At 32.1% G+C, this 15,368-nt stretch carries 7 protein-coding genes; all 7 read right to left on the reverse strand.

The features are described from left to right. Nucleotides 1-4: 4 nt before the first annotated feature. The 7 genes from EOD40_RS06035 to EOD40_RS06065 all read right to left on the reverse strand — a co-directional run bounded on the left by EOD40_RS06035 (nucleotide 5) and on the right by EOD40_RS06065 (nucleotide 15,252). On the reverse strand, nucleotides 5-1,744 hold the full coding sequence (locus EOD40_RS06035) for a DUF5018 domain-containing protein (RefSeq protein ID WP_128194007.1): 1,740 nt from the start codon (nucleotides 1,742-1,744) through the stop codon (nucleotides 5-7). A 56-nt stretch (nucleotides 1,745-1,800) separates the two neighbouring features. Next, entirely contained in the window at nucleotides 1,801-3,501 is a 1,701-nt protein-coding gene (locus EOD40_RS06040) for a RagB/SusD family nutrient uptake outer membrane protein (RefSeq protein ID WP_128194008.1), read from the reverse strand. 4 nt (nucleotides 3,502-3,505) lie between these two features. After that, nucleotides 3,506-6,604, reverse strand: a complete 3,099-nt coding sequence (locus EOD40_RS06045) for a SusC/RagA family TonB-linked outer membrane protein (RefSeq protein ID WP_128194009.1) — start codon at nucleotides 6,602-6,604, stop codon at nucleotides 3,506-3,508. A 36-nt stretch (nucleotides 6,605-6,640) separates the two neighbouring features. Then, the gene (locus tag EOD40_RS06050; protein WP_128194010.1) at nucleotides 6,641-7,957 is read right to left on the reverse strand and encodes a sugar porter family MFS transporter; all 1,317 of its coding nucleotides are present in this window, start codon (nucleotides 7,955-7,957) and stop codon (nucleotides 6,641-6,643) included. Between the two features lie 302 nt (nucleotides 7,958-8,259). Beyond that, nucleotides 8,260-9,798, reverse strand: coding sequence for a glycoside hydrolase family 32 protein (locus EOD40_RS06055; RefSeq protein WP_128194011.1), 1,539 nt, complete (start codon nucleotides 9,796-9,798; stop codon nucleotides 8,260-8,262). A gap of 2 nt (nucleotides 9,799-9,800) precedes the next feature. Continuing rightward, the gene (locus EOD40_RS06060; protein WP_128194012.1) at nucleotides 9,801-12,335 is read right to left on the reverse strand and encodes a GH32 C-terminal domain-containing protein; all 2,535 of its coding nucleotides are present in this window, start codon (nucleotides 12,333-12,335) and stop codon (nucleotides 9,801-9,803) included. A gap of 184 nt (nucleotides 12,336-12,519) precedes the next feature. Continuing rightward, nucleotides 12,520-15,252 (reverse strand): substrate-binding domain-containing protein, encoded by a 2,733-nt coding sequence (locus EOD40_RS06065; RefSeq protein WP_128194013.1) that lies wholly within the window; start codon nucleotides 15,250-15,252, stop codon nucleotides 12,520-12,522. Between the last annotated feature and the right edge of the window lie 116 nt (nucleotides 15,253-15,368).

Genomic DNA, 15,368 nt, shown 5'->3' on the forward strand with positions numbered 1-15,368 from the left:
TAAATTATTTACTTAATAAAAGGTCGATTGCATTTTTATGTAAACGGTAGATATTATTTTGGAAATCATTGACTGCTCCGTTATTATCTGCCATACTCCATTCTAACCATCCTCCTGTATTTACAATCATAGTTCCTTGGAAAGCTCCTTGTGGTTTGAACTCAGCTAAACCAATACCACAACCTCTTGCATCTAACCACTCATACCATCTAATTAAAACACTATTTGTAGCGGCTTCAAATTCTAATGCTCTATCTTCTGAACACTGTCCTTTTGTAAAAGCACTATCATAAGGGCCAAAGTCAATTCCAAAGTTTCTGTCTTCTTTGTATTTTGCATTATTCATAGGATAATAATCTGTTGTCCCTTTGGTTAAACCAACTAATAATGGATGGTTAGCCGATGCACTTGGTGAACCAGCTGAATAAGTAGCTCTCAAACCCCATGCATCTAAATTTTGTCCACCTACCGGATTTGTATTTCCTCCATTATTTGCAAAAACAGTACTTCCCATTTTTACACGTCCAATCTCGTCTAAAAAATTAATTCCAAAACCTTCAACAATTAAACCTCCTCCAGCTTTATAGTAATTTGTAATCACATCAACTTGAGCTGTAGTAATTCCAGATGCAGTATCAGGCATTTTTTGTGTTCCTACATTATCCCAATAAAGCAATAATACTTTTGTGTTTGCTAACGCCTGGGCAGTTAAGTTACTAGCCTGGATGTATACAAAATCTTCTGCATAATTTTGTTTTAACCATAATGCAGCAGCTTTGGTATCTGGCTCACTAATGCTTTCCACACAACTTGCTCCACTTACAAAAGCAATTTTTTTGGTAGAATTAATAATTCTTGCTGTTACAGCATAAGTTTTAGTTAAACCTTCAACGTTTGTAACCGTATAATTTACTGGTCCAGTTGAGAAGTTTTTCGCAACACCAGTTGCCGGAGATATTGTAGAACCAGCTGTTAAGGAAATAATTGGTGTAATTGAAGACAAATTTGATCCTGAAGGAAAATCCATAACAATTGTTGAAGCGGTATTATCTACAATCCCTGTTACACTACAAATATCAGTACCCGTTTTAAAGCTAGTAACAAACGGGCTTGGCAACTGGGTTACACTTACATAATATGATTTCCCAGTAAATCCATCATTTGAAACTACAGTATATTTTACTGGATTTGTAAAATCTTGTGCTATACCTGATTGTGGTGTTGCCGTAGTCCCACCAGGAATTATATACAGAGGAGTTAGTTTTTTAATATCCTCCTGACTGCCAACAGTAACTGCAATAGTTCCTGCATCGGCATCAATAACTCCCACATGTTCCCCTATTGAGAAAGACATAATCATAGGATCTCCATAAGCGGCTACTGTAGCCGTATACTTTCTTGAAATCCCATTATTACTAACTGTAAAAATTACGGGACCAGCAGAAAAATCGACTATACTTCCTGAAGCTGGTTCAACGGTTGCTCCTTCTGGTAACGTAATAGTAACCGGAACCTTAGTTAAATCGGAACCTGCTGGCAATGTAAATGTAATAACAGCATTAGTGTGACTAATGATTGCTGATTTCCCGTTAACTTTAAAGTCTCTAATTATAGAATAAGTATAATCAGGTACATTATCATTAAATTTAATATCATTTTCGCAACCAACAACCGTCAATAAAGTAATAGCGATTCCAAAAAACAAGAAAGGAATCATTTTAAAAATTTTAGATATATTTTTCATTTTTAATAAATTTTAATTTAATAAACTTGTTAAGATTTTTTTCTACAAATACTAATTTAATACCCCGTTCTTTGTTTATAAACACCACCCGAAGCATCAATTTCTATTTGTGGAATTGGTAAATATTCATCTCTTCCTTCGGTGAATGAAGCTCCACCATAATAACTGCGTTTTGAACTTTCTTTTAACATATAATCGTTAATCCAAATTGGAGCGATTCCCCATCTTACAAGATCATAAAAATGATGTCCTTCATTATGTAATTCCAGTCTTCTTTCCATACGCAATGCTTTTGTTGCATATACTTTTGTAACTCCAGTTGTTGGATACAAACCAATAACATAATTTGCAGCATTTACAGCATTATTATTAAAACTATAAACGTATGGTGAGTTTTTTGCTCTTGTACGAATTTGATTGATAATGCTCATTCCTGTTCCTATATCATTTAATTCTATAGAAGCTTCTGCTTTCCATAACAATACATCACTAAATTTTATAATAGGCCAATCCAAAGCTCCTTTTGCCCAAGGAAATCCACCTGAAGATCTTAAGTCCGAATAAGGGTCAATTTGATTTTTCTTTCTTTCATACAAGCCATAAGTAGCGGGGTCTCTGCTCCAATTTACTTGTTGAGGCATTGCTTGCCATTTTTTCCAGGTAATACCCGGACGGCCTATTGAGTGATCTAATCTGGGATCAACCGGAGTACTGATATCAGTTGCTGCTAAATCGGAATTATTGTAAGAATCAAGTAATGGTAATCCCGCATTATCTACTTTAAAGGCATTTACAATATTCTGGCTAGGTTTATCAAAATCATCTCCGTTTAAGTAAGGATGATTTGGATCATCAGAAGGAGAATCTGGAGAATTTACTAAATCACCAAAATTTACATTCCCAAATTCAGAACCATCATTTATTGAATATTGAATAGCGAATACATTTTCTTGATTACCATAACCAGGCGAAGAATATAATTTTTCTAAATCGGCTACTAATCTATATGGTCCTGCAATAACTTTGTTTGCATTAATAATTACCTGATCCCATTTCTTTTGGAACAAATCTGCTTTTGCTAAAAACGCATAAGCAACTAATTTATTAACCCTTCCTAATTCAGGTTGGGTATCAGGCAATACTGCGATTGCATCCGTTAAATCTTTTTCAATTTTTCCCCATAAAAGAGCAGTATCGAATGAATTCTGAACGCTTGTAACTTTATCAATAGGAGTATTTTCATCAATGTAAGCGAACGACCCAAAGTTTTTCATCAATTCAAAATAGAAATGTGCTCTTAAAACTTTAAGTTCTGCAATTCGCAAATCTTTTTTCTCAAATCCTGAACTACTATTCAAAGCTATAATGGCACTATTGACTCTATTGATTGAAAAATAAAGTGCTCTCCACAGATTATAGACATTCTCAGAAGAGGCAAATACTTGTTGGATTTCTAACCCATGCATTCCTCCACCTGGATTATCACCTACACCACCACCACCTTTGTACGCATCTCCACTTCTAATATCCGAGAAGCACCAGTTAGAAGGAGCATGATCAAAAGGCCAATTATCTCTAAATTCACCCGTATTATATCTATAATCTAAAGTACTATAAGCACTTACAACCAATTGTTCTAAGTCTAAATTATTTTCAGATATTACGTTTTCAGGAGTTACAGTAAAAAAATCTTCCTGACAAGAACCAACACTTAAGGTGAGTCCTATTATTGCTATATAAAATTTTATTTTTCTCATCTTTTTAAAATTGTAAATTGTATCCACAGCTGAATGTTTTAGTATGAGGATAAACGCCCATACCTGCGATACCAATACCGGTTCTACTTAAACCTGGTACTTCATAGTCAAAACCTGTAAAAGAGGTAATACTAAATAGATTCTCTGCCTGCACATATAACTTAGCAGATGACAATCCGATTCTTTTAATTAAATCGCGATTAAAACTATATGAAAGATTTACACTTTTCATTCTGAAGAAAGAACCATCTTCTACAAAATAAGTCGAAGCACGTTTTTGATCATTTGTATCTGATGTGCTTAGAGCTGGTATTAGAGAGTTTGCATTTTCAGGTGTCCAAGCATCTAAAGTATTTTTACCATGATTGAATCCGAAATAAGGGAAGTCAAGCATTTCTCTTTGAGCGTTATACATGTCTCCCCCTTGTTTTCCATCAAAAAACACATTTAAATCCCATCGTTTGTAACTGGCCGAAAGATTAATTCCATAAGTAAAATCAGGATGTGGATTACCAATGATTGTTCTGTCATCCTGATTAACAACTCCATCACCATTCAAATCTCTATATCTAATATTACCTAATGCTTTTCCGGTTTGTTCAGCATGTACAGCTACTTCTTCGGGAGTTCTAAAAAGACCATCGGCTACATATCCAAAATAAGAACCAATAGGATGACCAGCACCTGTGTAAGAAATTCCATTTAAAATAAAATTATCTGAATTATTTAATCTTGTAACCTTGTTTTTATATTTAGAGAAAGTCAAATTCACACCATAATTAAAATCATTTTGTGATTTCGAATTATATCCTAAAACAACATCAATCCCTCTATTAGTCATATCTCCAGCATTAAAAAACAATGTTTTTCCTGCTTCACCTAAAACACTTGGCTGAACAATTTGAAGTAATAAATCGGAGGTTTTCTTTTCGTATAAATCAACTACAAAATTCACACGCTTTTTAAATAAATCCAGATCAAGTCCAATATTTGTTTGGTATGATTGCTCCCATTTTAATTCTGGATTTCCAACTTGATTTGCCGAAACTCCAGTACTTATAGTACCGCTTCCACTTCCGTTTAGATCATAATTACTATTTTCTAATGCCATATTAAATATTGAATATTGTGCATATTCTAAAATATCAGCATTTCCATTTCCACCCCATGATGCTCTTAATTTTAAATTATCAATTACATTAGAGTTTTCTAAAAACTTTTCATTACTTAAAGTCCAGCCAGCAGATGCAGTAGGAAAAATGGCATAACGATTATTTTTACCAAAACGGGAAGATCCGTCTCGACGAACACTTGCAGAAAAATAATATTTGCTTGAATAATCATAATTCACTTTGGCAAACATAGATTCTCTTCTGCTATCAGCTCCAATACCGTAAGCATCAAGTATGCTAGAATCAGCAATTTTATCATATTGATCAATGTTTTCAAAGTCTACGTTTGTTCCAAAAGGAACTTGTACACGATCAAATTTATTTTGCTGGTCTTTTTTATAAACCTCGTGTCCTCCAAAAACATTTAAATTATGATTCCCAAATTGGTGGGTATAAGTAATTAAATTTGTTATAATAAATGTGTCTGAATTATTTCTATTTCTTCTATATCTGGAAAATTCTTCACCTCCCAAAATGATTCTATTTCCCAGAATACTTCCGTTTTGATTAAATGATTCTGAATGTTCATCAAACTTAAATCTATTGATATCAAAATTTAATTTAGAATTAAAAGTTAGTCCATCAACAATATTCAAATCAGCATAAATATTACCGAATGTTCTCCACGTTTTTTCGACATTGTTTCTATTAACATATAAAATAGCTAACGGATTCCATTTGTCTTGTAAACCACTTCCTGTAGGTCCTCCCCAAGTACCATCTTCAGCATAAACAGGAATCAATGGATTTTGTAAAAGTGCATCTTCCATAGAATTCCCTTTCACTTCCTGAAAATTAGTAACAGTTAAATTTTCTCCAATATTCAATTTGTCTTTAAAAAATTTAATACTTGAATTCAATCTAAGATTTGCTCTTTCATAGTAAGTATATTCCAATACTCCTTGATCTTTAGCGTATCCTAAACCTGTAAAAATTTTCCATTTTTGATTTGCAAAAGAATATCCAAAATCAGTGGTTGTAGAAATTGAATTTCTTGATATAACATCAATCCAATCTGTATTTGACAATCTTAAATTTTGTTGATCATCTAAAAACTCAGGCAAAGAATTCCCAGGAGTATAAGCAAAATTTCCTGCTGCAACAGGCAAATTCCCCTGTGCTCTATACCTAACATCTAACCATTCCTGAGAATTTAAAACATTAAACTTATCACGAATTGTATTTAAGGATATACGACTATCTAAAGTTATTTTTTGTGTACCTGCTTTTGCTTGTTTAGTAGTTACAATAATAACTCCTTTAGCAGCTTCAGTTCCATAAATACCTGCCGAAGCAGCATCTTTTAACACTTGTATACTTTCAATATCATTTGGATTTAAACCAGCAGGTGAATTAGTTTGCACACCATCAATAACCCATAAAGGACCTGTTCCTCCAAATACAGATGTTAAACCTCTAATTGATATTTGGGTATCATTACCACCTGGAACTCCTGAAGAAGTAAAACTTAATCCAGGAACTCTGGATTGTAGTTTACTTATAACATTGGGTGTAGCAACCCGATCTAAATCGGCTACAGAAACAATAGAAACTGCCCCCGTTATATCTTTCTTTTTTTCTTTAGAATAACCTGTCACGACTACCTCATCAAGATTATTTGAGGAAGCTTTTAATACAATATTATACGTTTTTTTAGATGAAACAATCACTTTAAAATCAGAATAGCCTATATAAGACACTATCAAAGTTTCTCCTTCTTTGGCCTTAATCTGAAACTTTCCATCGAAATCTGTTGTTGTACCTATGGACGATTCCTTTACAAGTATACTTGCACCTGGTAAGGGCTGACCATCGGCCTCAGACAAAACAGTCCCATTTATTTGAGTCTGCTGCCCGAGAGCAACAAGCCCAAAGAAAAACAAACACATTGTGACAATGTTTTTCTTGTTTTTAAAACAGTTAATTTTCATACATTTTTAGTTTATAGAGTTAGTTAGTTAATATTATTATTTATTAAGATTAGCATTCATGTTTTCTAAAGAAATACCTTTGGTTTCAGGCATCATAAACAATACAAAAGCTAGTTGAAAGACCATCATAATAGCAAAAAAGCTAAACACATTTCCAACCCCGAAATTTGAAAAAAGGATTGGAACCATAGATGGAATTATTGCTGCCAGCACCCAATGAACCGAACTTCCAAAAGACTGTCCTGATGCTCTTAAATGGTTTGGAAAAATTTCGGATATAAAAACCCATATTACGGCTCCCTGTCCTATAGCATGAGAGGCTATAAAAACGAATAGAAACATTGGGACTGCCATTCCTGTCCAACTTAAATAAAATGAAACGGCTACCATTGTTAAAGAGAAAATGTAACCTAATGACCCAAAAATCATCAATTTGCGTCTTCCTAATCGGTCTATTAAATAAACACCGATTAGCGTGAATATTAAATTAATGAAGCCGATACCGATACTGCTCAAAAGTGCTGTTTTAGCTCCTAAACCAGCTTCTCCAAAAATCCTTGGAGCATAATATAAGAAAGCATTGATACCCGATAATTGATTGAATGCTGCAATTAAAAAAACTAAGATTAAAGGAAAACGATATTTCTTCATAAAGATATTTTCATCTGAAGAATTATTTTTATTGTCTTCATGCACATTGTCAATTACACTTTGAACATCTTCTTTACTATTTATCTTATCCAAAATTACCCTTGCTTCATTCGTTCTGGATTGTGTTAGCAACCATCTTGGACTTTCAGGTATATAAAAAGCCAATAGGGTATAAACTATTGATGGGAAAACCTGAATTCCAAGCATCCATCTCCATGCGTTTTCACCAATATCACTCAAAAGATAATTCGATAAAAAAGCACTAAGTATACCAAACACGATATTAAATTGGTAAAGACCTACTAATCGTCCTCTATCTTTTGCAGGTGCAATTTCAGATATATAAGCAGGTGCAGCAATAGTTGATGCTCCAATACCCAGACCACCAATGAATCTGAAAAAAGCAAATACCCATGGTCCATTTGCTAAAGAAGACCCTAAAGCTGATATTGAAAACAAAACCCCAATTATTAATAATGTTGATTTTCTTCCTATTTTATTAGTTGGAATTCCTCCAAATATGGCTCCTATAACAGTACCCCATAATGCCATTGCCATAACTACCGAACCGTGAAAGAAATCACTGGAATCCCATAATATTTGAAGTGCTTTATCTGCACCAGAAATTACTACGGTATCAAAACCAAACAGGAATCCTGCGAATGACGCAACGATTGACCAACTCATTATTTTTTTATTCATAACCTATAATTTTTTATTTCTATCCAAAGTTAGATTCAAGTTAAAATTCAATCATTCTGTATTGTTACATATACATACAAATTAGTTACACCTCCAAAAAAACACCTGAATTACAGATGATTAACTTTTGTTTTTAGAGAAAAAGTTTAAAATTGTAACCTATAATTACAGTTTTTTGACTTGAACTTTTATATAAAAAAATGAATCGTTTAATTTAATTGCAGAGAAATTGCAGAAAGTGTTTTTTAACTAATAATTTATTTGACTGATTCAAATTCTACTGAATAGATTTGGATAAAATTTTAATATTTTGATATTGTAATTGCCTTCATTTTAGACAATGAATCATCAGTTGAACTGAAATGAATTTTAGTATTAAAATCTTTAGGGAATATTACATTCGTAAAGACATATCTGCCATCATTTATAAAAACTTCAACAGAATTTTTATCTAAAAACAATCGAACATTAATAGATTTATCCGCATTATTTGAAAGTGTAATTTTTTGAGTGGATTGAAATTCATCTTTTAGGTTGTTGTCTACTCTTTTTACAACAAATTCATTAGTGCTTTTATTAAAAGTTAATTGGAATATACTTTTGTCATTATTTAGTATTTCAAATTCTAAATGACCGCTTATTTTACTAGGTTCAAATTCATAAGCCATTTCAAATGTCAACTCTTTTAAATCTGTTTCTTCAATTTTTTGATTGATTCTGGCTAAAGTTTCACCTTTAAGTTTAGTTTTTGATTTAATATAATTTTCAACTGATTGAACAGCTTCTTGCCTGATAATATACTTTCCCTGTTCTTTATCTAAGATTAATTTTCTTGGTAAAGACATAGAACCTCTCCAGCCATTCGTTGGAATATCATTAGCATATTGCCAATTATTCATCCAGCCTAACCATGTTTTAGTTCCCTTTTTATCTGGTGCTCCATTCCATGTTACGGCAGCATAGAAATCTTTTCCATAATCGATATAGTTCACCTCATTACTTTTTTCTGAAGCGGATTGATCAGCTACGAAATTTTTCCCATCAAATTCTCCAATGAAATATTGCAATCCGGATCCACCAGCAATACTGCCGCTTCCTAAATTAACTCCTAAAACCCATTTTGTTTTTCCTTTATATTTCAATGTAAATAAATCTGGACATTCCCACACTCCGGTAATTACTCCTTTAGGTCCAAATTCACTCATTAAATTCCAGTCTTTTAAATTTTTAGAACTGTAAAATTGTATTTTATGTTCAGTGGATAAAGCAAGAGTCATAATCCATTTTTGTTCCGGCTCATACCAAAAAACTTTTGGATCTCTAAACTCTTTACTATCGATATTCAAAACTGGATTCCCTTTATATTTCGTAAAAGTTCTTCCCTTATCATTACTATAGGCAATACTTTGATGTTGAAATCCTGTTTTAGCATCATAACTTGTATAAATTGCCACAATGGCTGGTTTTGATCCAGATCCAAAACCGCTGGAGTTATTCCAATCCACTACTGCTGAACCTGAAAAAATCATCACTCCATTTTCTTCTTCAAGAGCTACTGGCAAATGATTCCATTTTATTAAATCAGTACTTACTGCATGTCCCCAACTCATGTGTCCCCATTTAGTGCCATAAGGATTGTATTGATAAAACAAATGGTATTCTCCATCATAATAAAACATTCCATTAGGATCATTGACCCAATTTTTTTCCGGGGTGAAATGTAATTTTGGTCTAAACTCTTCCTTTATCTCATCAGTCTGAGATTGTAGGCTATTGCATAGCAAGAAAGCTATAAGCATCATCATTAATTCAATCTTGAATATTTTTTTAAATTCTTCCATATCTATTTTACAATTATTTTAGCATCAAACAAATCATTCCCTACAAAGCCTTTTATTATATAAACCCCTTCTCTTGCTTTCATACCATTATCCATATAACCATTCCAGTTAACTACAGTATTTTCACTGTCTATTAGTTTTTCAATTTTTTTTACCGGAAATCCATTAATATCAAAAACATAAGCAGCAACCGCGGTAGTTTTCTCTATGTTATAAAATTTGAAATTAAAATTTTCAGTAGAAGGATTTGGATAAACAACAGGATGGATTGTATCCTCTTTTAATTCAACATTTTTAGAAACAGATGCAGTACCACCGCCTTGAATATTATAAATTTTTAAGTCTGTAGCAGTAGCGGTTCCTCCTTGAGCATACAAATCAATTTGATTGCTTCCGGCTGAAGGAAAAGAACGGGTTGCAAAAGCCAATTCCTCGTTAACAAAGACTTCGATGACAGAAGCATCTACAAAAATTCTCCATCTAATATCTCCTGCTGGCAACACATAATTTGAAGATTGATTTGAAGTTGGCACATCTGGTAAAATGGAAGATTTACTTCTATCTACTACAAAGGTTTTTGTAGTGAAATCATAATAAATTAGCGTTTGTTCCCCAATAGCTAAGTTTTTGTTTAATGAAAAACCCACTCTAGTCGCAGTACCAGGATTAACCGTAGCAACAATTTCATACTGGGTACCACTCGCTCCATTTAAAACATTTGAACTATTTTGATCAAAAGAAACATTGGTGAAGTTTTTTGAAGTACCTCTAAGGTTTAATAAATTAGGATGAGGTACTTGCTTAATTTTGTTATTAACCAATGTCCAAACTCGAGGCAAACTAAAAACATGCGCCCAACCCTGCTGTTTGTGTTTAGCAGAATTTACTCCATCGGGAACAATTCCAATTGCAGTTAAATTTCCATTAGCATCAGGATGTATTGATGGAGACAAAAGGTGATTAATAACCTCTAAACGTTCAGGAACAACATTATCTCTAATAAATTTTGACCCATCAAAACTACCTGTCCAATACAATGCATTTGCATTTGGTAATTTATTAATCAAAACAATTGACTTAGCACCAAAATTATAATAGATAGGCATTTCCCAAAAATCACCTGTTCCATCTGCCGAAGGATTTCCTTCTAACATGGTACCCTGTTGACTCCATTGCTTAAAATCAGTCGATATAGACTTATATAAAAACAATCCTCCTCTTGCTGTTCCGGTTCTCAATCCTGTACCAACCATCATGTACCAATCTGAATTGTGTTGAAATACAAATGGATCTCTAAAATCGGCATTAGCTATATTTGAAGGCACATTGGCAATAATTGGAGCACCATTTTTTATCCAGGAATCATAAGGAGCAGAAGAAGTAGCTAATCCAATCCCTGCTTTGGCTTTATTTACACCAGTATAAAAAATATAAGGTTGCCCGTCTCTAATTACCGCATGACCAGACCAAATACCTACTTCATCAAATCCTGGCTGTGGCCACAACACCTGTGTTTTTTCTTCCCAGCTTACTAAATCACTACTCACATAATGTCCCCAATTGATATGTTCTAAGTAAGGACCATTGTAATTTCTTTGACTGAATAAATGGTATTTATTATCAATATATAACAGTCCGTGAGATTCATTTGTCCAAGCAGACGAAGGAAGTAAATGATATTTAGGTCTGTGAATATCTTCTGCAAATCTAGTTTCAATCGGAATTTTAAGATTGGGGATTGCAGGACTTACTTTATTATATTGAGTTAGAATTTCTGCATCAGTTAAATCTTTACCCCATAAAGAAACTTGGTCAATAGCACCTGTTAAGCCATTAGTATCAAAACCTGCAATAGTTTTAATTTTTGATTCTTTTCCTATATAGATAGTTGCATTATTATCCCAGACAATATTCCCTGATGTAAAAGCAATGGCTTTAACTTTAACACCATTTAAATACAACGAAGCTAAACCTGACAGCCCATTTATATTTAAAGAAACCAAACTCCACTTTTTAAGTTCAATTTGTTGGTCGGAAACAATATTAACTATTGCTGTACCCACTTTAAATTGCCCAATTATTCTACCATATTGATCTATCCCTAAAGCAACACCAGCATTAGTAGTGGTATTTACATTTGAAAACAACGAAGCGTTTGTATTTTCAGACAATTGATCTAAATCCTTTCTTTGTACAGGAAAAGCCGAGGGAGCAACCCAAGCAGTCACACAAACTTTATTGGTTGGATAACTAACATTTAATTTCCCAGTTGCCCACCCATAAAAGCCATTAACTCTCAACGCTTTGCCTTCAACACCAGTAATACGCTCAGCTGAACCTGATGGTCCATTTATACTAAAAGTAGCATTGGTTTTTGTTTCGTTAATTGTTTGACCAGATGACTCATTAAACTTAAAAGATATAAGTTCAGCGGTTTCATTTGTTGTTGGTGGCGGTGTAGTATCGTCTGCGTGTTTTTTCGAACCACATCCTAAAACCAACAAGGATAACAGAATAATAGTAGTATACTTTTTCATTTTATATTTGTTTTATATAAAATTAGAATAGTATACCTGAGAAGGATTTAAGTATTGTTACATCAAGAAAAAATAAACACATTTCCTTATGAAACAAGACCTTAAGCTGTTATTTCATTAATTACATAGCAATAAAAAAGGTTTAAAATTATACTTTCTATAAAAATGTTACATCATTATTGCATTAAATATTGTTTCTAAAGTCTTTTGGCGAGATGGAATACTTGTTTTTAAAAGTTGTAGAGAAATAATTTGGCGAAGCAAAACCACAAGAATAAGCAATTTCAGAAATATTCAATGACGTAGTTTTCATTAATTCTTTTGCTTTTTCTAATCTATAATTATTGATGTAATCACTAATTCCAATACCTAAAACGGCTTTTACTTTTCTATATAGTTGAACTCTTGAAATGTTTAAACAACTAGCCAATTCTTCAACAGAGAAAGAAGAATTATCGATGTTTTTTTCTAATAAGACATCTATCTTATTTAAAAACACTTTCTCAATTACACCTAAAGAGTTTACTTCTGATTCACCAATATTATTGTTATAGTAATATCTTAACTTTTCTCGGTTATACAACAAACCTTTTATAGATTCCTTTAATACTTTAAGATTAAATGGTTTTGTTAAAAATAAATCAGCTCCTGCTTCTAATGATTTAATGTAAGTATCCTGATCATCTAAGGCTGTCAAAATAATTGTTGGAATATGAGATGTTAATATATTCTTCTTCAATGTATCGCATATTTCGAAACCATTTTTTTCAGGTAAATTCAAATCGCACAAAATAATATCTGGCATTATTTCTAAAGCAGTTTCTATAGAATTCTTACCATCAGATTTAAATACATTATAATCCCTATTCAATTTTGCAGCAATAAACTCAAGGAGTTCTATATTATCTTCAATTATCAAAACGGAATACTTTTTGTCAGACTCCTCTTCTATTTCCTTAATAACTTCTACTGATTCTATATTATATTTTTCCTCCTGATTTTCATCATTATAATCTGAATCACTAATAATTTGTTTCTTATTAAAATGATCCGTACCTAATTGTAATAATATTATAAATTCAGTACCTGTACCCGATTTAACTTCAATGGAACCTTTATGCAAATCAATAAAAGTCTTTGATAGATTTAATCCAATACCTGACCCATTTTTGTAATTATTTGAGCCTTTAAAAAAAGGATTAAACAATTCGATTATTTCATTTTCAGGAATTCCAATTCCCGAATCTTTAAAGATAATTTCAACTAGATTCTGTTCTGCTTTTTTGTTTATAATTATTCCAATATTCCCGCCATTTGGAGTAAATTTAAAACTGTTAGACAATAAATTATAATACACTTTGTCCATCAAATTTTTATCTAAATAAACATCCAGATTTTCATCATTTGTTGTAATAGTATAATTGATATTTCTTTTTGTTGCCTCACGTTTAAACTCCTTAAACAAATTTTTAGAAAAAAACCAAAGGTTCGTTTTGGATACTTTAATATTGAAATTCTCATTTTCGATTTTTCGAAAATCTAAAAGTTGATTAATCAATCTAAGCAGTCGCATCGAATTATTATACATAATATCTAAATCCTTCTTAACATGATTGCTTTTGCTTTTCAACTCATCATTCAGGGATTCTACACAACTCAATATTAAAGTCAATGGAGTTTTAAATTCATGCGATATACCCGTGAAAAAATTTATTTTCCCTTCGTTACTAATCTTAAGTTTTTCAGCGAATTTTTCAATTTGTTGGCGTTGATTAGTTACTTTTTTATTAGTTATTTCTAGTTGTCTTTTCTTTTTTCTAATGGAAATTATAGAGTACGCACTAAAAAGAGCCAAACAGAGAATAGTCACTGAAAAAAAACCTAATAATTTCATTAAATTATATAGTGTTATATACTTTTTTTCCTGATTATCAATGACATTTAGTTGTGTCTCAATATTGGATTGCTGCTGCGATATTTTATCAAATTGATTGCTCATTATATCTGCATTTAATGAATCAATCAAAACTGTCGCTAATTTGTTATTTTTAGGAATTACTTCTTTGTTTGCAATTTTAAGAGCCAGCCTGATTGCTTCACTACCACCTGTTGGATATAATATAGTTGCGGCTAACTTACCATCTTTGACAGCTTGTATTCCTCCATTTGGAATATTCAATCCATCTACTCCTATAAATTTTATTGTTTTTTCTCTCCCCTTTTGTTTTGCAACTTCCCAAGCTTGAAGTGCAATAATATCATTAAAAGCAAAAACATAATCTAATTTTGGCGAACTATCCAAGACCTTACTAAAATCATCATTCAATGACTCCAAATTAACAGCCGTTATACTTGTTCTTTTAATATTTGGATATTGGTCGGTAATTTGTTTAAACCCTAAACTTCTCTCTAAACCAGGTGAAATATCAGTTGTTGCCTTAATTTCAAGAATATTTGCATGTGCTTTAGACATGGAAACAATATATTTCCCAGCAATTCGACCTACTTCAACATTATCTGCGCCTAAAAAAGCAATATAATTGGACGTTTTTACTTTTCTATCAACAATAATTACTGGAATGCCTTTTTTATTTGCCTTTTCGAGTACTGGCACTATCGAATCTGAACCATATGGAGCTACTATTATAACATCCAAGTGATTTACAATCATTTTCTCAATATCTTCAATTTGTTTTTCTGTACTGTTATTAGCATTGTAGATAGTTAAGTCTATTTCTGGATGAAGAGAAGCCTCAACCCTCATTGTATTATCCATAGTTTTTCTCCAGCTATCATCCTCAGAGATACTTTGGGAAAACCCTATCGAAATTTTACCTTTATTTTCAGAATATTGATTACATGAATTTAGTAAAATCATGAAACCTATTACTATTATAAAATTAATCTTTGATGTCATGAATTAGCTTAAGATTAAATTAAAAAAAGTTATTCAATTATTTTAGGAAGCAGATTATTGCTACTTAACCCAAAATCTAATTTTCAAATGTAAATCTTAATCTCATTATAATTTTT

This window comes from Flavobacterium sufflavum (assembly GCF_004016525.1).
GTDB lineage: Bacteria > Bacteroidota > Bacteroidia > Flavobacteriales > Flavobacteriaceae > Flavobacterium > Flavobacterium sufflavum.

Coding starts and splice junctions, on each gene's coding strand:
- EOD40_RS06035 (WP_128194007.1), bottom strand. CDS start 1,744: ATGAAAAATATATCTAAAATTTTTAAAATGATTCCTTTCTTGTTTTTT.
- EOD40_RS06040 (WP_128194008.1), bottom strand. CDS start 3,501: ATGAGAAAAATAAAATTTTATATAGCAATAATAGGACTCACCTTAAGT.
- EOD40_RS06045 (WP_128194009.1), bottom strand. CDS start 6,604: ATGAAAATTAACTGTTTTAAAAACAAGAAAAACATTGTCACAATGTGT.
- EOD40_RS06050 (WP_128194010.1), bottom strand. CDS start 7,957: ATGAATAAAAAAATAATGAGTTGGTCAATCGTTGCGTCATTCGCAGGA.
- EOD40_RS06055 (WP_128194011.1), bottom strand. CDS start 9,798: ATGGAAGAATTTAAAAAAATATTCAAGATTGAATTAATGATGATGCTT.
- EOD40_RS06060 (WP_128194012.1), bottom strand. CDS start 12,335: ATGAAAAAGTATACTACTATTATTCTGTTATCCTTGTTGGTTTTAGGA.
- EOD40_RS06065 (WP_128194013.1), bottom strand. CDS start 15,252: ATGACATCAAAGATTAATTTTATAATAGTAATAGGTTTCATGATTTTA.